The organism is Paenibacillus sp. S-38 (assembly GCF_049942825.1).
Taxonomy (GTDB): domain Bacteria; phylum Bacillota; class Bacilli; order Paenibacillales; family NBRC-103111; genus Paenibacillus_G.
In genome coordinates, this window is record NZ_CP187970.1 from 6696186 (window position 1) to 6722991 (window position 26806).

28 protein-coding genes are annotated in these 26806 nt (G+C 61.2%); 6 read left to right on the forward strand and 22 right to left on the reverse strand.

The features are described from left to right. Nucleotides 1-271: 271 nt before the first annotated feature. The 3 genes from ACP26L_RS29205 (at nt 272) to ACP26L_RS29215 (ending at nt 4351) form a co-directional block, all read left to right on the forward strand. The gene (locus ACP26L_RS29205) at nt 272-874 is read left to right on the forward strand and encodes an SRPBCC domain-containing protein (RefSeq protein WP_426448756.1); all 603 of its coding nucleotides are present in this window, start codon (nt 272-274) and stop codon (nt 872-874) included. A 217-nt stretch (nt 875-1091) separates the two neighbouring features. After that, complete coding sequence (locus ACP26L_RS29210) at nt 1092-2420, forward strand: MFS transporter (protein WP_426448758.1); 1329 nt, start codon at nt 1092-1094, stop codon at nt 2418-2420. A 671-nt stretch (nt 2421-3091) separates the two neighbouring features. After that, nucleotides 3092-4351, forward strand: a complete 1260-nt coding sequence (locus ACP26L_RS29215) for a saccharopine dehydrogenase NADP-binding domain-containing protein (protein ID WP_426448760.1) — start codon at nt 3092-3094, stop codon at nt 4349-4351. 239 nt (nt 4352-4590) lie between these two features. Here ACP26L_RS29215 and ACP26L_RS29220 read toward each other — a convergent pair whose 3' ends face one another. Continuing rightward, the gene (locus tag ACP26L_RS29220; RefSeq protein WP_426448762.1) at nt 4591-5688 is read right to left on the reverse strand and encodes a hypothetical protein; all 1098 of its coding nucleotides are present in this window, start codon (nt 5686-5688) and stop codon (nt 4591-4593) included. A gap of 380 nt (nt 5689-6068) precedes the next feature. Between ACP26L_RS29220 and ACP26L_RS29225 the strand changes: the two genes are divergently transcribed. Beyond that, on the forward strand, nt 6069-6281 hold the full coding sequence (locus ACP26L_RS29225) for a cold-inducible protein YdjO-related protein (RefSeq protein ID WP_426448764.1): 213 nt from the start codon (nt 6069-6071) through the stop codon (nt 6279-6281). A gap of 193 nt (nt 6282-6474) precedes the next feature. On the opposite strand, the gene ACP26L_RS29230 is transcribed toward ACP26L_RS29225, so the two are convergent. From ACP26L_RS29230 to ACP26L_RS29275, 10 genes are all read right to left on the reverse strand, one after another. Next, nucleotides 6475-6696, reverse strand: a complete 222-nt coding sequence (locus ACP26L_RS29230; protein ID WP_013920180.1) for a helix-turn-helix domain-containing protein — start codon at nt 6694-6696, stop codon at nt 6475-6477. A 308-nt stretch (nt 6697-7004) separates the two neighbouring features. After that, complete coding sequence (locus ACP26L_RS29235) at nt 7005-8285, reverse strand: ArsB/NhaD family transporter (protein ID WP_426448766.1); 1281 nt, start codon at nt 8283-8285, stop codon at nt 7005-7007. A 155-nt stretch (nt 8286-8440) separates the two neighbouring features. Further along, a complete protein-coding gene (locus tag ACP26L_RS29240) occupies nt 8441-9622 on the reverse strand; it encodes a cation:proton antiporter (protein ID WP_426448768.1) in 1182 nt (393 codons plus the stop codon). Nucleotides 9623-9748: 126 nt separating this feature from the next. Then, the gene (locus tag ACP26L_RS29245; RefSeq protein ID WP_426448770.1) at nt 9749-10903 is read right to left on the reverse strand and encodes a cation:proton antiporter; all 1155 of its coding nucleotides are present in this window, start codon (nt 10901-10903) and stop codon (nt 9749-9751) included. A 185-nt stretch (nt 10904-11088) separates the two neighbouring features. Next, on the reverse strand, nt 11089-11664 hold the full coding sequence (locus ACP26L_RS29250; protein WP_426448772.1) for a class I SAM-dependent methyltransferase: 576 nt from the start codon (nt 11662-11664) through the stop codon (nt 11089-11091). Nucleotides 11665-11857: 193 nt separating this feature from the next. Beyond that, nucleotides 11858-12331, reverse strand: a complete 474-nt coding sequence (gene mscL / locus ACP26L_RS29255; RefSeq protein ID WP_426448774.1) for a large-conductance mechanosensitive channel protein MscL — start codon at nt 12329-12331, stop codon at nt 11858-11860. A 157-nt stretch (nt 12332-12488) separates the two neighbouring features. Continuing rightward, nucleotides 12489-13259, reverse strand: a complete 771-nt coding sequence (locus ACP26L_RS29260) for a CAP domain-containing protein (protein ID WP_426448776.1) — start codon at nt 13257-13259, stop codon at nt 12489-12491. A 183-nt stretch (nt 13260-13442) separates the two neighbouring features. Further along, nucleotides 13443-14078, reverse strand: coding sequence for a YcnI family protein (locus ACP26L_RS29265; protein WP_426448778.1), 636 nt, complete (start codon nt 14076-14078; stop codon nt 13443-13445). An 86-nt stretch (nt 14079-14164) separates the two neighbouring features. Then, complete coding sequence (locus ACP26L_RS29270; protein ID WP_426448780.1) at nt 14165-14836, reverse strand: response regulator; 672 nt, start codon at nt 14834-14836, stop codon at nt 14165-14167. Next, nucleotides 14833-15663, reverse strand: a complete 831-nt coding sequence (locus ACP26L_RS29275) for a sensor histidine kinase (protein WP_426448782.1) — start codon at nt 15661-15663, stop codon at nt 14833-14835. Before ACP26L_RS29275 ends, ACP26L_RS29270 begins: the two co-directional genes overlap by 4 nt. 215 nt (nt 15664-15878) lie before the next feature. Between ACP26L_RS29275 and ACP26L_RS29280 the strand changes: the two genes are divergently transcribed. Beyond that, nucleotides 15879-16568 carry a hypothetical protein gene (locus ACP26L_RS29280; RefSeq protein WP_426448784.1) on the forward strand — a complete coding sequence of 230 codons (690 nt, stop codon included), beginning with the start codon at nt 15879-15881 and terminating at the stop codon, nt 16566-16568. Between the two features lie 133 nt (nt 16569-16701). Further along, entirely contained in the window at nt 16702-17739 is a 1038-nt protein-coding gene (locus ACP26L_RS29285) for a ketoacyl-ACP synthase III (protein WP_426448785.1), read from the forward strand. 200 nt (nt 17740-17939) lie between these two features. Here ACP26L_RS29285 and ACP26L_RS29290 read toward each other — a convergent pair whose 3' ends face one another. The 11 genes from ACP26L_RS29290 to ACP26L_RS29340 all read right to left on the reverse strand — a co-directional run bounded on the left by ACP26L_RS29290 (nt 17940) and on the right by ACP26L_RS29340 (nt 26771). Further along, nucleotides 17940-18401 (reverse strand): hypothetical protein, encoded by a 462-nt coding sequence (locus ACP26L_RS29290; RefSeq protein ID WP_426448787.1) that lies wholly within the window; start codon nt 18399-18401, stop codon nt 17940-17942. 101 nt (nt 18402-18502) lie between these two features. Beyond that, the gene (locus tag ACP26L_RS29295) at nt 18503-18712 is read right to left on the reverse strand and encodes a hypothetical protein (protein ID WP_426448788.1); all 210 of its coding nucleotides are present in this window, start codon (nt 18710-18712) and stop codon (nt 18503-18505) included. Between the two features lie 77 nt (nt 18713-18789). Further along, nucleotides 18790-19152: a hypothetical protein gene (locus ACP26L_RS29300; protein ID WP_426448789.1), complete on the reverse strand. Its 363-nt coding sequence runs from the start codon at nt 19150-19152 to the stop codon at nt 18790-18792. A 1-nt stretch (nt 19153) separates the two neighbouring features. Next, the gene (locus ACP26L_RS29305; RefSeq protein WP_426448790.1) at nt 19154-19501 is read right to left on the reverse strand and encodes a restriction endonuclease subunit S; all 348 of its coding nucleotides are present in this window, start codon (nt 19499-19501) and stop codon (nt 19154-19156) included. A gap of 60 nt (nt 19502-19561) precedes the next feature. Then, nucleotides 19562-19852 (reverse strand): hypothetical protein, encoded by a 291-nt coding sequence (locus tag ACP26L_RS29310; protein ID WP_426448792.1) that lies wholly within the window; start codon nt 19850-19852, stop codon nt 19562-19564. Nucleotides 19853-19963: 111 nt separating this feature from the next. Next, nucleotides 19964-21361: a glycosyltransferase family 2 protein gene (locus tag ACP26L_RS29315; protein ID WP_426448794.1), complete on the reverse strand. Its 1398-nt coding sequence runs from the start codon at nt 21359-21361 to the stop codon at nt 19964-19966. Next, complete coding sequence (locus ACP26L_RS29320) at nt 21358-22413, reverse strand: GT-D fold domain-containing glycosyltransferase (protein ID WP_426448795.1); 1056 nt, start codon at nt 22411-22413, stop codon at nt 21358-21360. The genes ACP26L_RS29315 and ACP26L_RS29320 overlap by 4 nt, the downstream gene beginning before the upstream one ends. Before the next feature lie 43 nt (nt 22414-22456). Further along, complete coding sequence (locus ACP26L_RS29325) at nt 22457-23590, reverse strand: CgeB family protein (RefSeq protein ID WP_426448797.1); 1134 nt, start codon at nt 23588-23590, stop codon at nt 22457-22459. Between the two features lie 47 nt (nt 23591-23637). Next, nucleotides 23638-24774 (reverse strand): CgeB family protein, encoded by a 1137-nt coding sequence (locus ACP26L_RS29330; RefSeq protein ID WP_426448799.1) that lies wholly within the window; start codon nt 24772-24774, stop codon nt 23638-23640. A gap of 40 nt (nt 24775-24814) precedes the next feature. Beyond that, nucleotides 24815-25543 (reverse strand): glycosyltransferase family 2 protein, encoded by a 729-nt coding sequence (locus ACP26L_RS29335; protein ID WP_426448801.1) that lies wholly within the window; start codon nt 25541-25543, stop codon nt 24815-24817. Between the two features lie 25 nt (nt 25544-25568). Next, nucleotides 25569-26771, reverse strand: a complete 1203-nt coding sequence (locus ACP26L_RS29340) for a glycosyltransferase family 2 protein (protein WP_426448803.1) — start codon at nt 26769-26771, stop codon at nt 25569-25571. Nucleotides 26772-26806 lie beyond the last annotated feature (35 nt).

Sequence of the window (26806 nt, forward strand, 5' to 3'; positions counted from 1 at the left end):
CGCTTCAGCCCGCCGGAGGCAGCGCCACCCGGGTTCGTGGCAGCAGCAGGACAGCCTCGCACCGGCCGGCCCTCCGGTGGACGGACAGCCGGAACGAGACTGCAGGCTGCTGCTGTTCCTTCCCCTGCCGCCGCCTTTTCGTCTCCGGCCTTGAGGGGGCACCTGTATCCAGCAATTGACAATGAAAGAATGCCGTTCTACTATGAATTAGAGACCCATCACAAACATACGTTCGAAAACTTGCAGTCAACTTGTCAAGGAGGATGAACTGATGAAGCCGACAATTCCCTATACCCGGCTGGAGGCGGTTTCCGGCCGCCCGCCTGCGGAATGGATCACCCTGGTGCATGACTCCGGAGCAGGCGGCGGCACCGCGGACAGCATCGCTGACTGGCTGCACAGGGAACATGGCCTCTCCCCAGCCTGGAGCGAGGTCACAGCCGCCGCCTACCTGCATCAGCATAAAGGCATTCCTCCGGTAGGCCTGACGGCCAAAACGGGATTCCAGATCGGTGTGCGGCGAACCGCAGCGGCTTCCCCGCAGGTGCTGTGGGAGCTGCTCACTTCCTCCCGCGCTTTGCCTTTGTGGCTGGGTACGGTGGATGTTCTGCCTCTCACCCCGCGGGCCCCCTACACAACCCGCGAAGGGATCGGCGGGGAAATCCGCGTCGTCCATCCGCCTTCGCAGCTGCGCATGACCTATTGCCGGGCGGACTGGCCGCAGCCTTCGACCCTTCAGGTCCGTCTGCTCGCCGCAGCCGGAGGAAGGACGACCCTCAGCTTCCATCAGGAAAACCTGCCGGATCTGTTTTTGCGGGAAGAGATGCGCCTGCACTGGGATCAGGCAGCGGGCGGGCTGACCGCGCTGCTCTGAGCAAGGGACGGCGGGGCCGGCCAGCGTTTCCCCGGCGGGTGGAGCGGCTTTTACTTTTTGATGAAAATACGGTAAAGCGGCAGGATTTGGGATGCTCCTATCGAATATGCGAATACAATAGCGGATGAACCGATGATTTCTGTACTCCGCATCCCATCTGCGCGGACTTCGCACGGAGAGCTCCATGCCTGCAGCCGCTGAAAGGAAGATGCCGCTCATGCTCCCTCCTCCGGCCTCTGCCGCCGATACGTCCCGTCGTGGAGCCGCGTTGTTCCTGTCGCTGCCCATCCTGGCCTGGGCGCTGTACGACTTTGCCAACACCATCTTCACGAGTAATATTGTTACGATCTTCTTTCCGTTCTATCTGAAGGAAGCCGTCGGGGGCAGTGAAACGGCGAATCAGATCGCGGGCACCTTCATCACGTATACGAATGCGCTTTCAAGCCTGTTCCTGGTGCTGCTCTCCCCGCTGTATGGTGTATGGATCGACCGGACCGGACGGAAGAAAATGTATCTCGTGCCCTTCACGCTCGTCTGTGTGGCCAGCACAGTCTTGATGGGAGCGGCAGCAGGGTATTGGCAGACGGACCGCACGCTGGCCGGTCTGCCGCTTTCCCTGGCCGCCGTGCTGCTGCTTTTCATGATCGCCAAATTCACGTATAATTCCTGCCTCGTCTTCTACGATGCCATGATATCGGACCTCGGGCGGGACAAAGAAATCCCCCTGATCTCGGGCTTCGGCGTCGCTGTCGGCTATATCGGCACCCTGGTCGGTCTCGGCGTCTATCCGCTTGTCGGCGACGGCGGCTTCCATCGCTCCTTCATCCCGAGCGCCCTGCTGTTCCTGCTCTTCTCGCTGCCTCTCTTCCTGGGGTACAAGGAGCCCCCGGCGAAGCCGGCGGCCGGACCGAAGCCCTCCTTCTTCAGCGGCTACCGGGAGATCGCGGCGACCTTCCGGGAGGCCCGAAGCTACCGTGCGGTGTTCCAGTTCATGATCGCCTACTTCTTCTTCAATGATGCGGTGGCGACCGCCATCACCGTCATGGGTGTCTATGCCACGAGCGTCATAGGATTCAGCACGTCGAAGTTCATCCTGCTCTACCTGGTGTCCACCGTATCGAGCATTATCGGCTCGTTCTTCTTCGGCTATGTGACCCGCAGCCTCGGGGCCAAACGCTCGGTCAGCCTCGTAGCGCTGGTCATGACCGCCTCCATCGCCCTGGCCTCGCTCGCCTTCAGCGAAGCGGTCTTCTGGGCCGCCGGCAGCCTCTACGGTGTAGCTATGGGAGCGATGTGGGTTACCTCCCGCACGATGATCGTGGAGCTCACCCCGCCGGAACGGCGCGGCCAGTTCTTCGGCCTGTTCGCCTTCTCGGGCAAGGTGTCCTCCATCGTGGGCCCTCTGCTCTACGGCTCGATCACATGGGCCCTGGCCGATTACGGCAACATTGCCAGCCGGATCGCCCTCGGCTCCCTGCTGGTCCTGGTGCTCATCGGCCTGCTGTTCCACCTGCGGGTCCCGTATGAACGGGAACGCGGTGCCTGAAGGCCGAATGCCAGGCCGGCCACGCCGAAGCAGTAAGTGCACTTCAAGCGGCTTGGCAGGCGGCGCGGCGCCGGCAAGCGGCCTATGCCGCGCTGCCGCTGGCAAGCGGGCACTGCGGCACTGCAGCTGACCGTACAGGGCAGCACTTACCAAGAGGACCCCCATTACGCCGGGAGTCCTCTTGGTTATTTCAAGCGGCTGGGACCCATGGGTACCGGCTCGAACCATGTCCCCAAAATAGCGGAACACAGATTCGCTATTTGACTCATTAACCGCTCCCAAACGGTAATAGAGGAACTCCGATTCGCTATTTGCCCGTAAGGCGGCAATTCAGCAGGAGAAACAGCTCATAAGGCATCTGAGTTCCTTTATTTGCAAACAAGCAGAGTAGGCCACTCATGGTGTGGTGCAGACGCAGGTAGAAGTCCGGTGATCAGCAGCCCGGCATCCGCTCCCGCCCCCGATCCTCTCGGCACTTCCTCCCTCTCCCCAGACACACACACCTCCGTTCCTCCCCTCTGCCTGGAACGCGTTTTTCGCTAATCCCGCTCCCGCCCCTGCAATCTACCAGCTCTCTCGAATCTAGCAAATTACGCGAATCGCTCCCGCCACTTCCCCACTCCTTCCCCTGGCGCATGCATATGCTGATAGCGAAGGGAGGTGAACAAGCCATGAGAGCCAGTGAGCTTCATCTTACCCTGCTGGGGAGTGGAGGGGGTGTGGCCAAGGCGGTATTGTCCCTGCTTCAAGCGGCTGCACAGACACCCGGGGATCCGCTGTACAGCCTCCTCTCCCGGAGCAGAGTGCATCTGGTCGATCTCCAGCAGAAGGAGCCGGCCTACTACCGTACCCAGTTCCCGGACCTTTATCCGCGCCTGAAGCTGCATGAGTTCGACGCGATGGACACCGCACGCCTGCAGCAGCATCTGCGCGCCACCGGGACCCGGCTTGTCATCGACGTCTCCTGGGCGGATACGCTGCAGATGCTGCAGTGCTGCGACCAGCTTGGCATCGCCTATGTGAACACGGCGCTGGAGAATACCGCCGTGGATGAGGACGAGTCCCTCGAAGGCTTCACGCTGATCGAGAGATACCGCCGGGTCGAAGCCGTCCGCTCCTCCCTGAAGGGGCTGCAGGCGCTCATCGGCTCGGGCATGAACCCCGGCATTGTGCAGTGGATGGCGCTCGAGCTCAAAGCCCAGGCGCCGGAAGAGGAGCCGGAGGCCTGCTATATCGTGGAACGGGATACCTCGTTCTACCGTGATCCTTCCCTGGCGAAGCCGGGAACGCTCTACTCTACCTGGTCGCCCGAATGCTTCCTGGACGAGGCCATATTCAACCACCCCCTGTATATGAGCCGGGGGATTCCTCATATTCTGCTGAGCAGGGTCTACGAGCAGGAATTCCGGGTAGAGCTGGGGGACGTGAGCTTCTACGGCCGCCTCATGCCCCACGAAGAGGTCCTTACGCTGGGACGCAGGTTCAAAGGAGAGATCGGCTTCCTGTACCGTGTCAACGAGGTAACGACCGCGGCCATCCGCGATCATCTGGACCGGCTCTCCGAGCTGTGGGATTGGGAGGAGAAGGTGCTCGACCCCGCGGAGGCCGAGCTTGCGGGCGAGGATCTGGTCGGCGTACTGCTCGTGTACAAGGACCGCGAGCGCTATATGTACAATATCATGAGGCATTCGGAGGTGTATCCCTCCTTCCCCACGAATGCCACCTATTATCAGGTGGCCTGCGGCGTCTATGCGGCGCTCGCCGTCCTGCTCAGAGACAACCCGCCGCAGGGCGTCCATTACGTCGATGAGCTTTCGCCGGAGCTTCTCACACGCTATGGAGCCTATGTAAGGCAGCATATGCCCTATTTTGTAACGGGGGAAAATCCGAGAAGCGGCGGTCTACTCTTCCACCGCATGCGGGAAGGGTAATTTCCCGTATCCGGATACTCCCATTCGTCCTTCCCACCGATCCGACGGAAGCGCTGTTCTCAAGAAACTTACGCGAGCAGCGTTCTGCGGGGACCTGCATCGTTCACTTGGACCGGGCAGGAACCCACCGCGTATCCTGCTCCTTCCTCCGGGTCAAAACGGGAACAGCCTTCCCTCTGAAGCGGGAAGGCTGCTGTTTTATGGCGTTTTCTTTGACCTTAAGGCCATGGGACAGCTTCTCAAAGCTTCTGATTGAGCCAGTAGACGCCGGTCGGCCGGTGTCCGCTCTCTTCAATCTCCACAAAATCGACCCAGTCCCATTCACTGATCTGCTTCAGCGCCTCGCCTGTGGCCTTCCCCTCAATCTCCATTACCGAATAGCTCTTCGTCTTGTCTTCCCCAAGAACCTTCGTGAGCAGATCCTTGTCGGTCTGGAACCAGCTGTAGGTCGTCCGCTCGTTTTTCTTCTCGTCGTAGCTGTAGGCATAATACTGGGAGATCTTGACGCCAAGCTCCTCCAGCCGCTTCGATTTCAGCTCCGCGTCCAGCAGGGAGGAACTCGCCGTAATCGCAAAACGGTACGTCTGCGTATCGGACGCCTCCATGAGCTTCTTCGTCTGCTCTGTCTTGTACAGATCCAGCGCCTCCCGGGAGGTAATCCGCAGGTACGCCCCCTTCACCGGGAGGATCTCCTCGTCCGCCGACTCGTACCAGACCGGGAAGAACGGCAGCACATCCGGATCGCGAATCAGCTTCGTACGCCACGACGCACTCTCCGCCCCGTTCCAGCTCATCGTGCCGATCCGGTCGTCCGACCCCGGCAGGTCGGTCACCTTCGCGCCAGGCATATAGGTGGTATACCGGACCTGCGATCGGAGGGTCAGTGCCGGGTCTTCGGTTCCCGTCTTGTACCAGGAGGAGTACAGCCGATAAGGCTTGCCCCCCTGCAGGTCCGCCGCCCCGGCCACCGTGACCCGGACGGTTTCCCCCTGCTTATCTCCTGCCGGGATCAGGTCGAACTTGGCCCCGGGCAGCGTAGTCGCCATCACGGCGCCCTTCAGCTCGTTCTCCACATTCGCCGTCCATCTCAGCGCAGGCACGTACGAATAGACCGCCCTGTTCTTCTCCCGTTCGCCCAGCTTCTCCTTGCTCCACTGCAGCGATGTCTCTACCGTCAGCATGTTGTCGTCCATCCGCTTCGACTCCAGCTTCCCTTGAGCGGGAAGATCCCAGTTCGCCGCATCCGCATTGGTAAATTCCGCAGTCCCGGCCAGCGCACTGGATCCGAGCAGCAGCTGAAGGGACAGGAAGGCGGCGAAAGCTCCGGTTTTTTTCATGGTTTTCTCCTTCAATATATAGTAATAATTGGAAGTAACCATTTCCAGTATAAACCAACTGGAGCATTCCATCAACCCGACCATTCCGCTTCTCCGCCTTCTTCCCCTCCGAACTTCAGATGCATCATTTCCCTTCCTTCAGCAAAAATGGATTCGGCTCCGCCGCCCAGGAGGGCGCCGAGATCGCGAAGAATGCGGGCAAAGGCACCGACCGACGGCTGCTACTCTCCGCCTGAAAGCAGGAGACAGGCTCCAGTTCTCCGGGCCTGCTATTTTTCTGCCGGGGAGCGGCTTTTCGGCGGAATTTCAGCCGTTATCCTCTTGCATGCGGGAGCCCAAAATGGTTACAATAAAGACCGCTTTGCAAGGAGGTGTGCCTTATGGACGTGCAGCAGGAAGAGACCAAGCCTGAACTCAAGCCGACCGTCATCTGGAAATGCAAGAACGCGGACTGCAAGGCCTGGGTCCGTGAGGAATTCGCGGCGGCGGAATATCCGGAGTGTCCGATCTGCAAGGGACCGACGATCCGCAGCTACAAGCATCTGCCCGCGGTGGCCAAGGCCAAGAAAGCAAGAAAGAAAGCAGCGAAGTAGTCCCATCCGTAAAGGCTGAAGCGGGGTCGCATTAGCCCATACGGAAGCCCCCGGCGCCTGCTCTCCGAGAGGAGAGAGGGCGCCGGGGGCTTTTCGCTGCGGCCCCACTACACCAAAGAGCCTTTTTCGCGTACACTTCCTGTTGAAGGAAATGCTCCGAAAAAGGCTTGTTGTGGTTTATGCGGTGCGTAGGTCAGATCTGCAGTTCCCCAAGCTTGATCAGCTCGACTACCGCCTGCGAACGGCCCTTTACGTTCAGCTTTTGCATCACGTTGGAGATATGGTTCCGCACGGTTTTCTCGCTGATGAAGAGCTGCTGCGCGATATCTTTGGTCGTTTTGTCCTGCACCAGCAGTTCAAAAACTTCCCGCTCGCGGCTTGTGAGTAAGAACTTGCTCTTGTGATCGCTGCCCAAGTGTCACCCCTCCTTGCCCGGGTTTTTGTATCATTACAAGGTCTAGGGATACAGTCAAATTCAGTTTATGAATGGGAGTACTGAGTGGTGCGTCCACTGCATAAAATAGGCGCTCCCACAAGATAAACGGCTTCGCTGTCCTTTAAGGACAATGCGCGTGTATAAGAAATATAAGATGACGGGTTCGAGCTCCGGCGAGATATAAATTCTTAGATTTGAACAAAAAAGAAGGGCGCGTCCCGGGGGACACGCCCATTTCGAATTCCGCGCGTAATCCCCTTGGAGAATGACGCAGGCCGGTCTTCGATTTACAGCAGATAACGCACATAAATATACCCTGTACTGAGCACGATGGACAGCAGCATAAGCGGAAAGCCGTACTTCAGGTAGGTCACGAAGCGGATCGGGTGCCCTTCCTTGCCGGCCAGTCCGGCGACGATCAGATTGGCACTGGCCCCGATCAGGGAACCGTTGCCTCCGAGGCAGGCGCCGAGAGCCAGGCTCCACCACAGCGGCTCCAGGTCACCGATCCCCCGCACGCCCATCTCCTGAATCAGCGGGATCATCGTCGCCACGAACGGGATATTGTCGAGGAAGGCGGAGGCGATGGCGCTCAGCCACAGGATGAGCAGGGATGCGGCGACCACGTCGCCGCCGGTCAGCTCCACCGCCCGCTCGGCCAAGCCGGCCACGACGCCGGTCTCGACCAGACCCGAGACCAGCACGAACAGGCCGACGAAGAAGAAGATCGTCGCCCACTCCACCTTCTCGAGCGCACGCTCCATCTTGTGCTCGCCCGTGAAGAGCAGAAGCAGGAAGGCGCCGGCCAGCGCTACGGTAGCCGACTCGAGGTGCAGCAGCTGGTGCAGGAAGAAGCCGAGGATCGTCAGCCCCAGAACGGTTAGAGACAGCTTCAGCAGCTTCTCATCGGTGATCAGAGGCGCCGCCTCCATCTCCATGATCTTCTTCATCCGCTCCGGTGTGCTTACCAGCGACTTACGGAAGATCAGCACGAAGATGGGGAGGTACACCAGCATGATCAGTGCCGAGATCGGCGCGAGATTGTAGATGAAGTCCATGAAGCTCAGCTCTTCCACGGCGCTGCCGATCATGATGTTCGGCGGGTCGCCGATCAGCGTCGCCGTTCCTCCGACGTTCGAAGCGATAATCTGGGTGATCAGGAAGGGCACCGGGTTCACCTCCAGCTGCCGCGCAATGCTGAAGGTGACAGGCACCATCAGTAGGACGGTCGTTACGTTGTCGAGGAAGGCGGAGCAGACCGCCGTAAGCAGCGCCAGGTAGATCATGATCCGGACCGGGCTGCCCCCGGCCTTCTTGGCGGCAACGACGGCGATCCAGGCGAACAATCCGGTCTCCGCGGTGATGCCGACCATAATCATCATCCCGATGAGCAGACCCAGCGTGTTGAAATCAATGTGATGCAGCGCCGTCTCCTGGGAGACGATGCCGAGGAGCACCATCAGGACGGCCCCCAGCATGGCGAGGATGGTCCGGTGAATTTTCTCGGTGATCATGAGGGCGTAAATCAGCAAAAAGAGAGTGATCGCATAGTAAGCTTGTTGTTCCATAATTCCTCCAGCTTCCAGATGATATGGGCACGGCCAGACCAAAAAAAGGCAAAAAGGAGCCTGTACTTGACAGACTCCTCCGGTTTACTGCCTATTCGGTTCATCAAACATTCCTATGATTATAAAAGAGCCTCCCTCGAAAGTAAAGCCCCCGCTCAGGACACCTTCAGCTTCGAGAAGAGCTTCTTGAGCGTCGTTCCCTGAACGAGGAGGGAGAAGACGACGTTGCTGAACGTCATCGCGAGCAGCAGCTCTCTTCCTTCAAGGTCCGGCGCCACGCCCAGGAGCAGCGCGATCAACAGGGAGCCCTTCAAGCCTCCCCACGCGATAATGGGCTTCCAGGCGGCGGGCACATCCGGGCACGGCGTCAAGCTGGCATAGACGGCGATGAACCTTGCCGCCAGGACGATGACGATGCTTACAACGATCGGCAGCGATTTGACGGTGAACGAGATGTTGGCCACTTCAAGACCGACCATAAGGAAGATCAGCGCATTGGCCATGAAGGCGATCGTTTCCCAGAAGGAGTCCATTTTCTCGTGCGTAAGCTTGCTCATGCCGATCCGCTTGCCGTACGACCCGAGGATAAGGCCTGCGAGCACCACGGCAATGACGCCCGAGAAGTGGAACAGCTCCGCGATCTCGAAGGCGCTGTAGAACAGAACGATCGACAGGCCGATCTCGACGAGATAGTTATCGATGCCCGCGGTAATTCTGGAGGCCGCATAGCCGCACACGCCCCCTATCGCCATCCCGCCGAGAATGACCTTCATGAATTCGAACGATCCTCCGAGCACACTGGACCAGGTCAGAACGGTGGTGACCAGCGCGATTTTGAAAAGAACCACCGCAACCCCGTCATTGGCCAGACTCTCTCCCTCCACAATGATCGACAGCCGCTGATTCAGCCCCATCGACTTGAAGATGCTGAAGACCGACACAGGGTCCGTAGCGGCCATCAACGCGCCGAAGACGAGACTGGTCTGCAGGGAGAGACCGAGCAGAAGGTAAGATAACGCCGCAATGAGGACAAAGGTAAGAAGTGTCCCCGCCAAGGCGAGCCACAGAATCGGCCGTTTGTTCTCTCTCAGCTCATGGAACGGCAGTTTAAGCGCAGCATCTCCGATGAGGGCGGAGAGGAAAATCAGAATCACGGTCGTCCGGAATATCGTATCAGAGACCACGTAAGCCTTGACCTCTTCCAACAGAGGCAGCGGCGCGATGCCGAGCACCAGGCCGGTCACGACAAGCAGCGTCGGATAAGGCTGCTTCAGTTTATCCGCCAAATAGGCAACCGCTACGGCAATCGCAAGCAGGATGAGCCAGTGATGAAGCATGTTTTTCCTCCGTTTCGGACCGGAACTTGCCCGGATAGGAATCACCAAGCCTTCGTTCCTATGTATTAAGTGGGTTCCTGGCGGAGTGAAACACGGAACCCCCGGGAGGCTGAGCACCTCCCCGCTTCAGTGTGTCTCGGCAGGCTCCAGTCTCGGCGCATCCCCGAAGAACAGCTTCATCATCGGAGGCGTCACGATCGTTGTCACAAGGACGACGACGACTATAACTGCGAACATTTCCTTGTTCAGGAGCCCGTTCTCCAGACCGATCGCCGAAATAATCAGGGCCACCTCCCCACGCGATACCATGGCGGCACCGATCCCCCAGGAGCTTCTCCAGGCAAAGCCTGACAGCTTCGCTCCCAGTGCCGCTCCCACGAGCTTGGTTGCGATGGCCAGCACGCTGAGTGCGGCAATCAGACCGAGGTTCTGCATGATGCCGATGAACTCCGCCGTTACCCCGATCGAGGTGAAGAAGACCGGCACGAAGATCGAATAGCCCAGCGTCTCGACCTTCTCGAATACTTCGTGCTTATAGGGCGTGACCGAAATCGCCACCCCGGCAATGTAAGCTCCGATAATGGCGGCTACCCCCGCATACTCGGCGAGATACGCATAGAGGAAGCAGATGATCAGCCCGGCCGAGATCACTGTCTCGGATACCCGAAGATGCGCGAAGCGCTTCAGGAACCAGGGCACGAGCTTCCAGCCGAACAGGATGGCCCCGGCAAAGAAGACGAACTTCTTGAGCACCACCATGCCGAGATTCACATCGCCTCCCGCGAAGCTCATGACGAAGGCCAAAGCGATGATTACCAGCACGTCATCGATAACGGCAGCCCCCAGTATCGTAGCACCCTCCCGTGTCTTGAGATTCCCCATTTCCTTAAGCGCCTGCACGGAAATGCTTACCGATGTTGCGGACAGCAGCAGACCGAGGAATACCGCTTCGAACACGGGCAGGTTCAGCATGACGCCGGCCAGGTATCCCAGGGAGAAGGGGACAATGATCCCTGCAACGCCGACGAACAAGGAAGGCTTGCCGGTTCGTTTGAACTCCTCGATATCCGTCTCCAGACCTGCGATGAACATGAGAAGAATGACGCCGATCTGGCTGATTTCCTGTAGGATGTCCGTATTGCTGACGATGCCGAGGACGCTCGGTCCGAGCAGAATGCCGATCAAGAGCTTCCCGAGCACCGAAGGCTGCCCCAGCTTGACACTGATGTCTCCGGCAACCTTCGAGGCGATAAGGATGATGGCGAGCTGAAATACGAGCATGAGGGTTTCACCTTTCTTTCCATTTGGAGTTAGGATGTGGAATTTACGGCAAAACAACACAAAAAAGAGCCGCCGCCCCCGATCTGCTGCAAAAAGGCACAGCAAACCCGGGGTGACAGGCTCCTCCGAAAAATCATCCTATGATAGGCGGTACTACGCGAAAGTCCGCCGCAGGTTTCAAAAGATCATTTTATTTTTTTGCGGCACACATAGACAAAGGCGGGAGGCACGTTCAACGGCACGAAGCGGATCGCCTCAATGTCGAACGAACGGCTGAGCAGCGAGCGCATCTGCAGCGAATACTGAAATGCGACGAAGCTGCCTCCCGGCTTCAGCGAATCCACAATCTCCCGCAGCAGGCGGGCCCTCAGCGGAGGCGGGAAGTTGAAGAACGGCAGGCCGCTGATCACCGCATCGAGTCCCTCCACGCCTTCCCGGAACATGGCGTCCCGGATCAGGCAGGCGTCCGGGTGGCACGAGAAGGACGGGAAGCGCTCCTTGAGCTGGCTGCGCAGGGCGGGCTCGCGCTCGAAGAGCATCACCCGCGCGTCCTTGCCGGCCTCCTGGGCTATATACTTCGTCAACGCCCCCGTACCCGCGCCGAGCTCCGCCACATGGCGGGTGCGGTCCCAGTCCAGGCAGCGGGTCATCGCCTGAGCCAAATACTTGGAGCTCGGCATGACACTGCCGACTTCCTTGGGAGATTGGATGAATTTATGTAAGAAGACGAGCTTCTCCTGTACGATGGCACTCAAATTCATACGAACCTTTCCTCCTCACTCAGTTATTACTAGGGTACCCAAACTTTCTTTAGATCAAAGCGGGAAATTCCTGAATATTTTCTTAAGCGAGGAAAACTGGTCCGGAATCACGCAGAACCGCTTCGGGCGAGGGTCCTGCTGTCTCGTATGGATTGTCGGCGGAAAGGAGCTCTTGGTGTCCCGGTGAGACCGGTCAGCCTCTCTCTACATCCAGCGAATGGAGCTGGGCTGTACAATATTTGCAGCGGGACGCCTTGCGCGGGATCTCCGACAGGCATTCCGGGCACTCCTGGATATTGGCTTTGGGATCGGGCTTCGCCTCTTCCTTGCGCCGCAGCCGGTTGAGCTGCTTCACCGCAATGAAGATGACGAAAGCAACAATGAGGAAATCGAGCAGCGTGCTGACAAATAAACCGTAATTGAGCGTTACTACTTTGTTTTCTTGTGCCTGGGCCAAGGTAGGATAGTGCGTGCCGTTCAATGCGATATAGAGGTCCTTAAAGTTCACTCTTCCGAGCAGCAGCCCGATCGGCGGCATGACCAGATCATTGACGATCGAAGTCACGACCTTGCCGAAGGCGCCGCCGATAATTACCCCGATAGCCAGCTCGATCATATTCCCTTTAATGGCAAACTCTTTGAACTCCTTTATAAACTTAGACGCCATACAACGTATACTCCCTTCACTTTTCCCAAAGATTCCCTAAGATGTTCTCCTATTGTACAACATGGAGGGACGAGGGTAAACGTTTCCCCTGCCGCAAGATCTCAAATGAAATCCCCGAAGCCTCCGCTCCGGGGATGGACCTGCCTGCTGCTTTCCGTTATTTGCCGATAAACTGCTGGGTGAACATCTTGCCGCACGGGCCGCCGTTCACAATGCCGATGCCGATGTGCGTGAAATCCTTGCTGAGGATGTTCGCACGGTGGCCCGGCGAATTCATCAGCGCCGTATGCGCGGCCTCTACGCCTTGGTTGCACGCGATATTCTCGCCGGCTGTCCGGTAAGTGATGCCGAACTGCTTCATCATATCGAAGGGCGACCCATAGGTCGGGGACTGGTGAGAGAAATAATTGCCGCTCACCATATCCTGGCTCTTCAGACGGGCCACCTTCGAGAGGGACAGGTCAATGGACAGGGCAGGCAGCCCCGCCTGTGCTCTCGCCTGGTTCACCAGCGTCACCATCTGCTGCTCCTCGCTCGTAAGCTGATACCCGGACGGCTGCGGTGCCGGCGTTGGTGCCGGGGCCGGTGCTGGAGTTGGTGCCGGGGTCGGAGCGGGCTTTTTCGGAATTTTGAGATTTCCGTAAGCCCACAGGATGGACTGCAGGGTGTCATTGTCGACGGCACCCGTCACCGGAAGCCCGTAAGCCTTCTGGAACAGCTTCACCCCGTTCTCGGTGACCGGCCCGTAGGTTCCCGTAATCGTGCCGGAGAAGTAACCGAGCGACTTCAGCATGCCCTGTACGGCATATACGTCCGGCCCCTGGGAGCCCCGGCCGAAGGCGAATACCGTGCCGGAAGCCGCCACAGAGACGATGAGGCACAAGGCAAGCAGCATCGCCGTTTTCTTTTGGCGCAGTTTCTGCATCATGATTCGTAATCCTCCTTGACTCTTAAGTCGAAGCTACTTTGAAGCATCCCCCGCTCTTTTCCTTTTTATCCAGATCACCGGCTGCTCTGCCTTACTCGGCGGTCACGGCAAAAAAAGCCCCCCGGGGAGCACTTGGCGTGCATCCCCTGGAGGGCTCTTGGGTTCCCGGCCGGCGGGTGCTTCCTATCCCCGGCGGCGCAGTAGGGACACCGCCAGCGAGGCGGCGCCCAGGATCAGGGCCGCGACCGACAGGTAGAGCGGCGTCTGCGAAGGCGCCGCCGCTGCGGCTGCCGGCTCGGCGCCCGCTGCTGCGGCGGCGGTGTGGCCGTGGCTGTCGGCCGCCGCGCCGGCCGGCTTGGCGTTCACCTTGGTGACCGACGCCGGCTTATCGGCGCCTTCGGCCCCGGTCCACTCGACCACACTGCCGTCCTTGTACGTCTGGTACGCTTTCCATGAGATCGCCGTGGCGTTGTCCGCCACCTTGCCGGACATATAGAATTCGCCGAATTCGGTCGGCGAGAGACCTTCGCCGCTGGCGGTCCAGACGACGCCGGTGATCTTGTTCTCTGCGTCCTTCTTGATCTCGTAAGTCCATCCCGGCTTCGGCTCGAAACGGGAGACCGTAACCGCATCCAGCGGGAAGCGAACCTCCACCTTCACGGTCGGCACGTCCTTTTCGGTAGGCACGCGTACTGCAAACTTCTCATAAGTGCCCTGGGTCGTTTCTTTGGGATATACGGTCACGTGGGCGCTGGCAATGCTTCCTCCCAGCAGTGACATCATCAGGCCTGCCGCAAGCAGGCATTTTTTCGGGTTCATAGCTCGGGTCCCCTTCCTCTATACGCTCATTCTGTCCTTAGTTACTGTACTGTAAAAGGGGAGTGGATGAAAATGACTCAACCGGGCTATTTGTCCTCCGAACTATGACCGAACTGTGTCAATCCGTGCCTGACGGCATAGGCGGTCAGCTGCACCCGGTTGTCGAGCGCCAGCTTCGCCAGAATATTCTTGATATGATTCTTGACCGTATGCTCGCTGATCACCAGCCTCTCCGCAATCTGCCGGTTGCTCTGCCCGCTGGCGACACAGCTCAGAATCTCGCACTCCCGGGCGGAGAGTACCGAAGACGCCGGATCCTCCTGCAGCGGCTGCTGTGCCGAGCGGAACGAATGGAACAGCCGGTCGGCGAGTCCGCGCGAGATCTCGCTGTCTTCATCAAGGAGTCCCCGGAGGTAGGTCATCCACTCGTCGGGATCCATATTCTTGAGAAGATACCCCTGCGCCCCGAAGCGCACAGCAGTGAAGAGATCGGCCACATCGTCGGAGACGGTCAGCATCACCACCCGGATCTGCGGGTAGAGGGCCTTGATCCGTTTGGTCGCCTCCAGGCCGTTCATGCCGGGCATCTGCAGGTCCATCAGCACGAGATCCGGCAGCAGCCGGCCGGCCGCCTCCACGGCCGCCTCCCCTCCTTCGGCTTCTCCCGCCCATTCGAACCCCGGCTCCCCCTCCAGCAGCTGCCGGATGGCCCGCCGGGACAGCGGATGGTCATCGGCCACAAGCACGCGGTAGCTCATGGGCTTCCTCCTTCCCCGGGCCCGCTTCGGTGCCCGGCCAGTGTAATTGTCAGTCCCTCGCCCTCCGCTCCGCCGAGGACGAGTTCCGCTCCGAGCTCACGGGCCTGCTTGCGCATGAGCTGCAGCCCGTAGCGCCCCGCCCGGCCGGCAGCCCCGGGAGCGAGGCCCAGCCCGTTGTCGGCTATCCGCAGCCGCCAGGAGGCACCGTCTTCATCGCCGATAACGAGCTCAAGCCAAGCCCGGTCGGCCATCGAATGCTTGCGGATATTGGTGAAGGCCTCGCGGATGATCGAGAAGAGCGGCACCTCGGCGGACGGCGGCAGCGCCCCCCTCTCCATATCGATGCGGTGCTCGACCGGGATGCCGCTCAGCACACTCCACTCCTCCAGCCACGTCTGCAGGCGGGCGGCGAAGGTGGCGCTCTCCTCCGGGAGCGTCCGCAGGTTGAAGATCGCCTGCCGCAGGTGGTGGTCGATCTCCGAGACGGCCGAGCGGGCCTCTTCAAGCTGACCTTTCTTCAACTGCACGTTCAAGAAGAAGAGAATCTGGGCTATGTTGTCGTGCAGCTCGCCCGCCAGCCGCTCCCGCTCCTCGTAGACGGCATGCCGGGCCTGCTCCCGGGCAAGATGCCGGTTCACGGCCTCAATCCGGCGGAACATCCAGGCGGCGAAAAGATAGGAGAGCAGAAACGTCAGCACAAGCATATAAAAGTTGCCGGTCTCCATTGACAGGCTGTCCAGCAGAAATTCGTGCCGCACATACTCGAAGCCGCCGATAATGAGCGGCGGCACGAGGATCGTGAGCAGCTTCAGCGTTTTCATTGACATCGGGAATCCCACTTTCATTTCTGTGGTCATCGGTCATGCATGGAGGGTATGTCCCTCCATGTCCCTCCATTATACACCTGCGGATCCTGCTCCTACGAGAGTAGCGTGGGGTCCGATCCGTGGTCAAGTTAAATTTCGGTCCTTTCCGTCAGGCTCCTGGACCGCCCAGGTCAGCCCAAGCAGCAGTTTCTCCTGCATATCTCCCAAGGCCCCAAGTGCATACTACGGACATGAAGAATGTGGAAGGGGCAGAGAACATGGACTACTGGACCGGCGTGCTGCAGCGTCTGGATTTGAATCCGCAGGGGGCCTGGCTGGTGTACACGCTGGGAGCACTGCTGCTCCTGGGCGCGGCGGCCGGGAATCGGACACTTTCGCGCAGCGAGTGGTATGTAACCTTCGGAGTCATCAGCTTTCTCGCCTGGATGGGGGACATCGCCTTCTTTTTCCTGCTCGATCTGCTCGATTCCGGAGATCCCGCCATCGGCGGCATTCCCGATATCATCATGTTCTCGGTCGCCCCTTCGTCGATCGCCATTCTGTACCTGAATGCGCTCCAGCGCTTCGGCCGGCGTCTGCTCCTCTCCATTCTGTTCACTGGAGCTTCCCTCGCGATGGAATATGCCCTGGTCCGCTCCGGGTTCCTGATCGAGAAGGGCTGGAAGGTCTGGTACTCGCCGCCCTTCTACCTGCCGTTTTTCCTCCTCTTCCTGCCCTGGCACCTGAGCTTTATCCGAAGCTCCAGAGCATCTTCCCGGTCGGCGGTAGGCATGTCCGCCGAAGCGGAGCCCTCCGAAACCGCAGGACATCGCGTACGGGGCAGGATACTCCGGAGGAGCGGCGGTTCCTTTTCTTTTTTGCTGAAGGGGATCGGACGAAGAAGAGAGAAAGGGCGGCCGCATTGACCGTTCGCAATGCCCTCCCATTCGCCCTCCGGAAACAGGCTGGTGAAATATGGATTGACAGGAAGACTGTTATGCGTTATTTTAGTACCAGGTACTATATTCAGGTCATTAAAATAAAACCCGAGGTGATCTTATGTCCACCGGAATGTTCCCCTCCTCCGCGCCTTACCGGCCGCGGATTACAGCGATTGGCAGCTATACGCCCGAGCGCCGGCTCACGAATGCCGAGCTGGAGCGTCTGGTTGAGACGAATGACGAATGGATCGTGCAGCGCACCGGCATCCGGGAACGCCGGATCTGTGCACCCGAAGAGTCCACAGGTACCCTGGCGATCCGAGCGGTGCAGAACCTCGTCGACCGCTACCACGCGGTCCTTGAAGACGTCGACCTGCTGATCGTCGCCACAAGCACACCGGACTTCGCTTTCCCTGCCACCGCGTGCCTGGTTCAGGCCCACTTCGGCATTCCGCACACGCTGGCATACGATCTCAGCGCCGCCTGCGCCGGCTTCGTGCACGGGCTGCATACCGCCTCCGGCATGATTGCCTCCGGGCTGCACCGCAAAGCGCTGGTCATCGGGGCGGACGCACTCTCCAAAATCACAGACTACACCGACCGGACCACGTGCATCCTCTTCGGCGACGCCGCTGGAGCCGTCCTGCTCGAGCGGGATCCGGCCCCTGGCGCGGAGAGCTCCCTGCTCGCCTACACCGCAGGCACCGACGGCCGCGGCGGCCCGCACCTGTACCGCGCCGTCACCGCGGTGAGCTGGACCGACGGCGAGCCCGTCCCCGCCGGCGGCAAGCTCATGCAGAACGGCCGAGAGGTGTACCGCTTCGCCGTGCAGACCGTGCCCCGCGCTTCCGCGGAGCTGCTCGAAGCTGCAGGCCTGTCCGCTGAGGACGTGGACTGGTTCATTCCGCACTCGGCGAACCTGCGGATTATCGAGTCGGCCTGTGAGAAGCTCGGGATCCCGCTGGAGAAGACCCTCCACACCATCGAGGATTACGGCAATACCTCCGCCGCCACCATTCCCCTGGCTCTCGATGAGGCCGTCCGTGCCGGTCTGCTCAAGGAAGGCGACAAGCTTCTGCTCTTCGGCTTCGGCGGCGGCCTCGTCTACGGCGGGCTGCTTCTGAAGTGGAAGGAGCTTCAAGCCCTGCCGCAGTAAGAGACGGGGCCTGAAGCTGCACCAGAAGGCCGGAGCCCGGAAGGGGCCGAACGGACATGGTTTGCAGCAGGAACACGAGACGAAGTGAACTTCAACAAGCCCACGAAGGACTCCTCGCAGGGAGGAGGGGTCCTTCGTGGGCTTCTTCTAAGTACCCTGGTTTTCTATAAGCCTCCGATGCGGGACTTGGGCGCAGCTTCTCAGGCCTCCTGCTTCAGCAGGAACAGCGCCGCAAGCCGGTCCACCCCGTCGCTCATCGCCAGGAAGAACACATCCCTGACCCGAGGGCTCGGCGTCAGGAGATACGTATCGCGAAACTGCCGGATCGCCTCCCGCTCCATGCCGATCGCCTCCCGCAGCCCCTCCCGGTACGTCACCGCGGGTTCGCCGGCCGGTTCGATCCTCGGCTCCATCCCCTTGAGCTCCACATACAGCTCACGGACCAGCGTAAAGTGGCCCTTGGCCTGCATCAGCAGCCTGTCGAGCTCCTCGGCCTCCGCCTCTCCGGGCGCCAGCTTTGCCAGGGCGGCATAATTGCGGATCGAGCCGGCGATATGGTTGAGGCTCCACTGCAGTCCTTCCAGGAAGCGGAGAACATCCCGGTACTGCAGCTTCATGGCGGTGGCGAGGCGGCTCGAGGCTTCCAGCGAATACATGCTCATGACGTTTTCCTCCCGTCACATCCGAGAATCCTTACGCCATCATTGTATTCGCCTAAGCCCAGATTTGCGACTGACCGCAGGAGGAAACTTCAGGCGCTGTATTACAGCTCGGCGTAAGCTGCATCAAGGCCTTCCTCCAGCCCTTTGCCGTACCCGTGGGCGAAGCCTTTGTCATAGCCGGCGTCATAGCCGTGGTTGTAACGGACCGCGTCGCCCGGCCCCCGGCGGACCGCTTTCTTGCGTCTGCGCCTGCGTCCGGAGGAAGCTGCCCCTGTCCCCGAAACGGCCTTCTTGCGTTTGCGGGCTTTCACCGCTCTCACCGGCCGTTTGGCCCTCACGGCCTTCCGCCTCTTCCTCCCAAGCGGGCGCCGTTTCACTCGCTTTCCCTTCATGCGCGGAACCTCCCTTCTTCCGGCTTCCACTCTCCAGGGGCCTTGGAACCTGCTGCCCCCGCCCGTGCCCTGCGCCGCACTGCCGGACCGGCCGCCGTCACTCTCCGGCTCAGCCAGGGCCGGCCGGGCACCCCACGTCTGCGGCGGCGGCCGACCGTTAGGCCTGTGATCTTCACGGTCATCGCCCTCTGGTAGGCGCTGATCGCCTGCAGATTGTCGGCGAGGTGCCGGGCCGCCGCCTCCGTGGAGACGCCGACCTCGGCGACCGCTTCGAGCATACGGGCCAGGGCCCGCTGGCTGCGGGCCAAGGAATGCAGCATATCGAGCTTGATCTCCTGCTCGAACTCCCAACGGTTCATGTCAGTTCCCACCTAAGCCGAACATATCTCCGAATCCGCCGCCCTGCATCCCGCCTTCGCCGAGCCCGCCGCCTTCGTCCTTCTGGTTGAGCAGAATCTGCAGATTGCGGGTCAAGGCATTCTCCATCTTCGTCAAGCCCTCGATCAATTCGATCAGCTGGTCGTGAATATCCATCGTTTCCTTCACCTGCACGGCATGCCCTTCATAGGCCCCGGCCGACAGGTGATTGCATATCCAGTGGCGCGACTTCTCGGCCTCCGCCGTCTTGGCTTCCAGCATCAATGCGATATTGAGCTGAATCTTGGCGGACGCCTTCATGATGCGCGTTAGCGATTCGGCTCTGCTCATGCGGTTGTCCCCCTCTCCTGCTGCGCGGCTGCGGCGTCCCGTCGGACCCGTCCCCCGCGTTTACTCCTCTCCGGGCCCATCCCCAAGCTCCCTGACGATGCACTCGAGGCTTCCCGACATGGCTTCTTCGAGGTCGGACAGCACGTTGAGATACGACGTCACGCTCTTGGTGACCAGGAGGGAGTGCTCCATCAATGCGTCCAGCCCGTCAAATTCAGGGTGTACATGCGGAATGTACTGGTTCAAGACCGAGAGATGGCACACGACATGCCGTTTGGCCTCCATGATGCTCGCCAGCTCCTCCTGCGTTTTGGCCATATGAAGAATGATTTCATCGATCTGCTCCTGCACCCGGTTCTCCTCCTCTTCCCTTCTCTTCCCTCTATGCTATGCCGCACAGCCGGGCACAGCCACTGGCCCTCCCGCCCAATTCGGGGCGGGAGGGGGCCGGCGGCTGTGCCGCTATAAGTTATCCGCCTTCAGGGTAACGGGGGGGATGACGGGAAGCCCCCGGGGCAGCTGGGAGCCCAGCTGCGGATCAAGCGCCAGGGGCCCCGGACGTCCGGCTCCCCACACCTCGGCGGCATACGGGGAGGTGAAGCGGCGCAGGGTCCCCTGCTCGTGCAGATACAAGTGATCACCCTCCCCGCGCAGCAGCGCCCCTTCCGGCGGCAGGCCGGCACCTCCATCGCTCCAGGCGCTGTGGATCTCCGCCGCAGTAACGGCCGCCCCAACCGGCAAATGCCGCAGTTCGATGTGAGAGAGCCGCACCGCCGGGAGGATCGGATCGCCCGGGCCGTCGACCGGATGCCTTACCCCATCGCGAACCCAGAACAAGCGGCCGGTATAGCTCTGCACCAGCGCCTCCCTGGGATACAGCAGGGACATATCGCGGAAGCCTTCCGAGAAGGAAACCACCTCGCCCGGCAGTTCGTGGGGATTGCCCCATTTGCGCCCATAATAATCCTGATTGCGGCCGTACACCTCACCCTGCTCGTCCCCGAGCGCCTTTACACTCACGCTCCCGACGTGATGAATGAACGTGTCCCCGGCAATAACCAGCTCATGGCCGAGCAGCCGCACCCGCAGACAGAAGTCGTCATCCTCACAGTTGCCCTTCTCGAAGCCCTCATCAAAGTAGCCGAGACGGTCGAATACCTGCCGCCGCAGCAGAAGGCAGAATCCCGTAATCCGGGTGGTACGCTTCCAGCGGGATTCATCCGGAACATTGTATCCTTTCGCGAACCGGTGCATCTCCTCCACCGAAGTGTAGGAAACCGGCTCCAGCTGTTCCCCGCTGATATAATTGGTCATCGGTCCGACGAGCCCGATCCGCTCGTCACTGTGGAGGCAGCGAAGCAGATTGCCGAGCCACCCCCGGGTCACCACCGTATCGTTGTTGAGCAGGAGCAGCGTCGATCCTCTCGCCATCCGCAGCCCCTGATTCACCCCGCCGGCAAAGCCGATATTCTCGGCATTGATCCGATACCGCAGCTGTCCCCTCATGGCATGAAGGTATTCGGCCGTTCCGTCCGTCGACGCATTATCGATCACAATAATCTCATGAAGCTCCGGCGTGAACTGCCGGATGCTCTCAATACAGTCCTTGAGCAGCTTCACCTGGTTATAGGTGGGAATAATAATGCTGCATCCTTCCCAAGGCTGCCGGTAAGAGACGAGGCCGGCCGCCCTTCCCTCTTCCAGGCCGGCCGGGTAGGCGGCATGATACCCTGCGGTGTAGCCCCGGTGGAAGACGGCATCCTGGGACGCGGCATACAGGTGCCGGACCCGGCGCTTCTTCCCGCGGACGGTGCCCGGCCGGGCGCCCGCCTTCACGGACGGACCTCCCCGCCTCCTCATCGGAAGGGCTCCTGCCGCTTCCCGAGCTCGTCGGCGAGGTGGCCGAAGTCCAAGGCGACCAGGCCCATCTCCGAGGCAATCCGCTCGGCAATCGTCACCGCCGCAATGCCCGAGGAAACGAGGGCGATATCGAACGAGCAGCCCCGGATCTCCTCCATGACCCGTGGGATATCCTTGACACCGTTCACCGGCGTCACTACGGCGCTGACCAAGATGCCGTTCTCGGTGAGCACCTCCGCCAGCGGCTTCATCACGTTGCCCGCCAGCAGGACGCGGCGCCCGCGCAGCAGCCCGCCGAGGTATCCCTGCTGGTGCAGGTAGTAGTTCACCAGCGAATGGGTCAGGCTGAGCTGCCGGTAGTCGATCCCATGGGCCTGCAGCGCCTTGAAGGCCAGCGGCTGGTACGTAAAGTTGCGGAGCTTCGGAATCCCCACAACCGTGGCGGCCCGCAGCGAAGCGGCCAGCTGGTCTCTCGCGGCCAGGTCCGGCACATCTACCCCGGCATAGCCAAGGAAGGCCCCCTTGCTCCGCACCTCGTCTATAGGCAGCGCGAGCTCCTGGGCCAGCGTGAGCACCTCTCCGTCGCCGACCCGCACAAGCGAGAACGGCTCGCGGCGGTCCAGCGCTCCCTGGATCCGCTCGGCGATCTGCTCCGTACTCTGCAGCAGGAACTGCCGGGAGCGCAGCTGCTCGACACCCGCTTCGACGATCTCGACAATGGAAACCTCGGGAAGGATGGCATCGAAGGGAAGCGTCAGATCGACGATCGCATCTCCCCCCGCGTAGAGTCCCTTGCCGTAGCCTTCATCATAGCCTTTATCGAATCCCTGGTCATAAGGGCTCTTGCCGCCTTCCGGTGCCTCCGGTTTCATCCGGCCTTCCTCGTAGCCCGCCTTATAGCCCCGCGTATGGGCCTCGTCGATCATCCGGTTGACAGACGCCGTGGTGAACCGGCCCCCGGCCCTGCGTCCCAGCCGCTTCAGGATCAACCGCCGCTTCCGCCCCTGCGCCCGGGCCGGCTGACGCTTCCTTTTTACTTTGAATTTCAGCATGTCTTCGTCACCGCCTCCGCTAGAGTAGGGCCTAAGCCCCGAATCAGGGCCCAAACGCCGCATGCAGCAGTTCTCCCAGCCTGACCGTATACGTATGGTCCCGCAGGGTACGGGCCAGTGCGTTCCGGGCGATCCGGCTCCGCTCCGCCTCATGCCCGAGATAATACCTGATCTTGTCGACGAGCTCCTCCGGAGAAGCGAACGTCTCGATCTCCTGCCCCGGGACATAGAAGTCCGAGAGCCCCTCGCGGGCGTCCACGAGCTGCAGCGTGCCGCAGGCGGAGATTTCGAACGTCCGGGGATTAGGCGACACGGCGGGCACCCCCTGCCCGTTCGCATTGATCTCCCCGTCGTCATGCGCCCGGTGCAGGTTGATCACAAGCTTCGCCCCGCTGTAATACTGCACCGTCTCCTCCGGCGACAGCCAGGCCTCGCCCTCCCTCAGGCTCGGCTTCAAGAGCTCATAGTTCGAGAGCCGCTCCCACCACCTGCCGGCGATCAGGGTCCTGCGGCTGGACAGTTCCGGTGCAATCGCATCGAACAGGGCCACCCGATTGGTGTAGCCGCTGCCCAGGAACAGGATGTCGGTATGATGGGAGGTCGGCGCCTTGCCGGGCCGATAGATGCCCGGGGACACCGCCAGCGGGATGAAATGCACTTCGGCGCAGCCCCGCTCCCGGTACCAGTCCACGCAGGTGCGTTCTATGGTGAACACCACATCGTAGCTCCGGGCGACCGCTTCCGACACATCGGTGTAGTAGGGATCGTCGGTAAACCAGACCGCCGTCCGGATGCCCCCTTCGCGGATGGTACGGATCGTCTCCCCGGACACATAGTTCAGCCCGTTAAACACCAGCACCAGATCGGGCCTCAGCCGCAGCGCCGCCTCCTCCAGGTTCTCGAAGGGCGTCATCACGTGCAGCTCCGCCACAAGCGGCCGCAGACTCTCCAGCAGCCCGAGCTCGATCGTCTTGTAGGGATCTCCCTGCCCGGACACGACAAACATCAGGCGAACCGGCCTGGCGGGCGGAAGCCGCTCAGGAAAGCGCCGAATGACCGCCTCGCATCTCCCGGCGTGGTAGCCTGCTTCCGTACCGGTCCGATAGCCGGCATTCCAGCCCGCCCCATAGGCGCCGCTTCCCCGCCGGACAGGCCGTTTTCGTTGGGGTAAGGCCATGCCTTCACCCTCCTTTCCTCATGGGCTGAGCTGCCAAGCCTCTGCTTCTACGTCCAGAGCGTCCGGAGCAGAGCTTCCACCCGGTGCCGGTACGTATGCTCTTCCCGGGTCCGGCGCAGTCCCCGCAGGGCCATGGCTTCCCGCTCCGCGTCATGCTCCAGATAATAGGCCGCCTTCTCCATGAATTCCTCCGGCGATTGGTAGGTGGCCACCTCGATCCCCGGCCGGTACATCGCCGGCAGCTCCGGACGGACATCGGTCAGCTGAAAGGCCCCGGCCGCGCAGATCTCGTAGGTCCGCGGATTGATCGAATGCCCCTGCAGGCCCCCGCTGTTCTGATCGCCGGGGTCATTATCCGCCCGGTGGAGGTTCACCACGATTTTCGCTCCGTTATAAAAGGAACAGACCTCCTCCGGCGGCATCCAGCTCACATTCTGCCGGATCTTTCCCTGCAGCCGTCCGAAGCTCTGCAGCCGCTCCCACCACCACCCCGCGATGAGCACCCTGTGCTTCTCGAGAAAAGGGGCAATCCGGTCAATGAACTCCACCCGGTTCGGAAAGGCGTTGGCGATAAAGCAAATATCGGTATGAAACCCCCTGTCGACCTTGCGCGGATAGTAGATGTGCGGACCGGCCGCGAGCGGCAGATAATGCACATTGGGACAGCCGAGCTCCCGGTACCGCGAAACCGCGTTCACCTCATGGGTGAACACATAGTCATAGAGCGGAGCGATCTGACTGCTCCGGTCCGTGTGGTAGGGATCATCCACAAGCCACAGCGCCGTCGGAACGCCCTGGCTCCGGAGCGATTCCACTTGGGATACCGGAAAGCGGGTGCCGTTCAGCACGATCACGAGATCGGGCGTCTCCACTGCGGCACGGCCGGCGGCATCCTCCGATTCGTGCAGGCCGGCCGCTTCGCTGACGAGGCCCTGCAGGGCATCCAGTATTCCGTTGTCGAGCGAATCGAAGCCCTCCTTGATGAAGAATACCTTGGCCTCCCTCAGCAGACCGGCTCCCAGCGGTGTCCGGCCGACTACGGCTTCGCACGCGCCCGTATGCCATCCGTAACGGCTGCCCTCCGCGAAGCCGGCCGCATGGCCCTCACTCCAGCCGGAGACCGCAGGCCTACTTCCCCTCCCGCGGGGCGCGGGGATGCTCCCCCGTCTACTGCTGCGTCTCACTTTCACACCTCCCGGGGGCGCTCTACGCCCCATACTCTTCCTATATGAATTGGTGCGGATCGACGCCCCACTTGGCCATGAAGAACTCGCGGTTGCGGCGGATCAGCTCCTTGACGCCTTCCTGCGGCTCCTGGCCGAAGCTCGCGCTGCCCTGATGGTAGACGAATGCGTCGCCGGCGACCATCAGCCGGTATCCGGCGGCCCGGGCACGGTAGCAGTAGTCGTCGTCTTCGAAGTGTCCGGGTGAAAAGACTTCGTCGAGCAGGCCGATCTTCTCCATGGTCTCCCGCTTGAACAGAAGGCAGAAGCCGATCAGCCGGCGTACCTCCTCCCACTTGGCTGGATCCGGCTCATTCGGCACGGTGTCCGCCTGCTCCGGGGTATTGTAGGGCGTATCCACCATTTGCAGTCCGCTCGCATAGTTCGTGACAGGGCCGACCAGCCCCGTATCCTCGCCGGCGTACAGGCAGCGCATCAGGTTTGTCAGCCAGCGGGGGGTGACAACCACGTCATTGTTCAGCAGAAGAACCGCATCCCCGCAGGCAAGCTGCATCCCGAGGTTGCAGGCGGCCGGAAACCCCCGGTTCGACGGCGCGGAGATCAGCCGCACCCCCGCCTGCAGACAGTACTCTACCGAGCCGTCGCGGGACCCGTTATCGACCACAATGATTTCATAAGGCGTATCCGTATGCCGGCGGATCGAATCGATGCACCGGACCAGCAGCGGAAGACCTTCCCGGTGGGGAATGACGATACTGGTTTTTTGCAAGTGGATCTCCTCCTCCCCCTCCTGTCTACAGAACCTCTCTGCGTCTCATCTTATCCTTATAGCCGAGCCGGCTTCCGGCCAGCTGCCGGGCTTTGTGCAGCGCCTCCATATGGTCTCCGATAATCAGTTCGGCGACCGGGTTGCCGCCTCCCGTGTTGCGCAGGTTCACCCTGTTCTTCGTGACGACATCGACGCTCCAGGGCGCCTTGATGCTCAGCCCCTTCAGCAGGCCCACCGCCTGTGCCACCGGCGGTACGGCGAGGTGCCCGAACCCGATCGTCTCCAGCGCTTTGCGGGACAGGGCGTGCGGCACGGCCGTAAGGGAATTGGCCTGCAGATCATCCCGGCCCAGCGTGCGGTTCAGGAAGCGCTTGACGATGCTCACCCCGTCCCAGCGCCCAAAGGGCCCGAGGTAAGGCGTGATATCATTGAGCGCCACATCCGTTCCCTGGTCCACGGCCGCCAGGAAAGGCAGAAGCTGCTCGGCAGTAACGGGTATATCGCCGTCCAGGAACAGGACGATGTCCGCCCGGGCCAGCTTGGCTCCGATGCCCCGGCCGACGTCATAGCCGAGCGCTTCGGGGTAATGAACGACGAGCGCACCCGATTCCGCCCGTACCCGGGCGAACGTACCGTCGTCCGACCCGTTGACGACCACGATCAGCTCGTGAAGGTGCAGGCGCTGCAGCTCCCTCAGAATGCCGCCGATGGAGGCCTCCTCGTTCATGACGGAGAGCACCGCAGCAACGGTTCGGTCGGTTGGCAGCGGCAGGAGCCTGCCGAGCTCCAGCCCGGACTGGCGGCCGAAGCCCTCGGCAAAGCCCCGGGCCGCCGCCCAGTAGTGCTTCCAGGAGCCCCGGGCCAGACCGAACCGCCGCATCTGCGGCACCCAGTGCTCCTGGAGCGCTTGGGCCGGGTCCGCAGCCGCCGTCGGATCCAGACCGCCGGCGGCCTGGACTCCGGCCTGCAGGCCCCAGCGGTACCAGGATGCTTCGCCGCGTCCCGCGGTCGGCATGGAGCGGGATGCCCCGCGCGGCTGCACCCGTCTCCGCCTGGCAGGGCCCCGCTTGGGAGGGGCGGCCCGCCGGGAAGCCGGCTTGCGGGCCGCGCCCCGTTTCGGGCCCCCTGCCCGTTTGCGGCGGCCCTTGCTCTCCCGCACGGCCGATACCTGCAGCTCGGTTACCTCCCCGCCCGGGATAGCGCCCGGCGGGTGCTTGCGGACCCGCATACCCGAGAATGCTTTCCTAATCCGAAGTGCCCGTG

Excerpts from the sequence above, each read along its gene's own strand:
- ACP26L_RS29205 (WP_426448756.1), top strand. The coding sequence starts at position 272 with ATGAAGCCGACAATTCCCTATACCCGGCTGGAGGCGGTTTCCGGCCGC.
- ACP26L_RS29210 (WP_426448758.1), top strand. The coding sequence starts at position 1,092 with ATGCTCCCTCCTCCGGCCTCTGCCGCCGATACGTCCCGTCGTGGAGCC.
- ACP26L_RS29215 (WP_426448760.1), top strand. The coding sequence starts at position 3,092 with ATGAGAGCCAGTGAGCTTCATCTTACCCTGCTGGGGAGTGGAGGGGGT.
- ACP26L_RS29220 (WP_426448762.1), bottom strand. The coding sequence starts at position 5,688 with ATGAAAAAAACCGGAGCTTTCGCCGCCTTCCTGTCCCTTCAGCTGCTG.
- ACP26L_RS29225 (WP_426448764.1), top strand. The coding sequence starts at position 6,069 with ATGGACGTGCAGCAGGAAGAGACCAAGCCTGAACTCAAGCCGACCGTC.
- ACP26L_RS29235 (WP_426448766.1), bottom strand. The coding sequence starts at position 8,285 with ATGGAACAACAAGCTTACTATGCGATCACTCTCTTTTTGCTGATTTAC.
- ACP26L_RS29240 (WP_426448768.1), bottom strand. The coding sequence starts at position 9,622 with ATGCTTCATCACTGGCTCATCCTGCTTGCGATTGCCGTAGCGGTTGCC.
- ACP26L_RS29245 (WP_426448770.1), bottom strand. The coding sequence starts at position 10,903 with ATGCTCGTATTTCAGCTCGCCATCATCCTTATCGCCTCGAAGGTTGCC.
- ACP26L_RS29250 (WP_426448772.1), bottom strand. The coding sequence starts at position 11,664 with ATGAATTTGAGTGCCATCGTACAGGAGAAGCTCGTCTTCTTACATAAA.
- mscL (WP_426448774.1), bottom strand. The coding sequence starts at position 12,331 with ATGGCGTCTAAGTTTATAAAGGAGTTCAAAGAGTTTGCCATTAAAGGG.
- ACP26L_RS29260 (WP_426448776.1), bottom strand. The coding sequence starts at position 13,259 with ATGATGCAGAAACTGCGCCAAAAGAAAACGGCGATGCTGCTTGCCTTG.
- ACP26L_RS29265 (WP_426448778.1), bottom strand. The coding sequence starts at position 14,078 with ATGAACCCGAAAAAATGCCTGCTTGCGGCAGGCCTGATGATGTCACTG.
- ACP26L_RS29270 (WP_426448780.1), bottom strand. The coding sequence starts at position 14,836 with ATGAGCTACCGCGTGCTTGTGGCCGATGACCATCCGCTGTCCCGGCGG.
- ACP26L_RS29275 (WP_426448782.1), bottom strand. The coding sequence starts at position 15,663 with ATGTCAATGAAAACGCTGAAGCTGCTCACGATCCTCGTGCCGCCGCTC.
- ACP26L_RS29285 (WP_426448785.1), top strand. The coding sequence starts at position 16,702 with ATGTCCACCGGAATGTTCCCCTCCTCCGCGCCTTACCGGCCGCGGATT.
- ACP26L_RS29290 (WP_426448787.1), bottom strand. The coding sequence starts at position 18,401 with ATGAGCATGTATTCGCTGGAAGCCTCGAGCCGCCTCGCCACCGCCATG.
- ACP26L_RS29300 (WP_426448789.1), bottom strand. The coding sequence starts at position 19,152 with ATGAACCGTTGGGAGTTCGAGCAGGAGATCAAGCTCGATATGCTGCAT.
- ACP26L_RS29305 (WP_426448790.1), bottom strand. The coding sequence starts at position 19,501 with ATGAGCAGAGCCGAATCGCTAACGCGCATCATGAAGGCGTCCGCCAAG.
- ACP26L_RS29315 (WP_426448794.1), bottom strand. The coding sequence starts at position 21,361 with ATGAGGAGGCGGGGAGGTCCGTCCGTGAAGGCGGGCGCCCGGCCGGGC.
- ACP26L_RS29320 (WP_426448795.1), bottom strand. The coding sequence starts at position 22,413 with ATGCTGAAATTCAAAGTAAAAAGGAAGCGTCAGCCGGCCCGGGCGCAG.
- ACP26L_RS29325 (WP_426448797.1), bottom strand. The coding sequence starts at position 23,590 with ATGGCCTTACCCCAACGAAAACGGCCTGTCCGGCGGGGAAGCGGCGCC.
- ACP26L_RS29340 (WP_426448803.1), bottom strand. The coding sequence starts at position 26,771 with ATGCGGGTCCGCAAGCACCCGCCGGGCGCTATCCCGGGCGGGGAGGTA.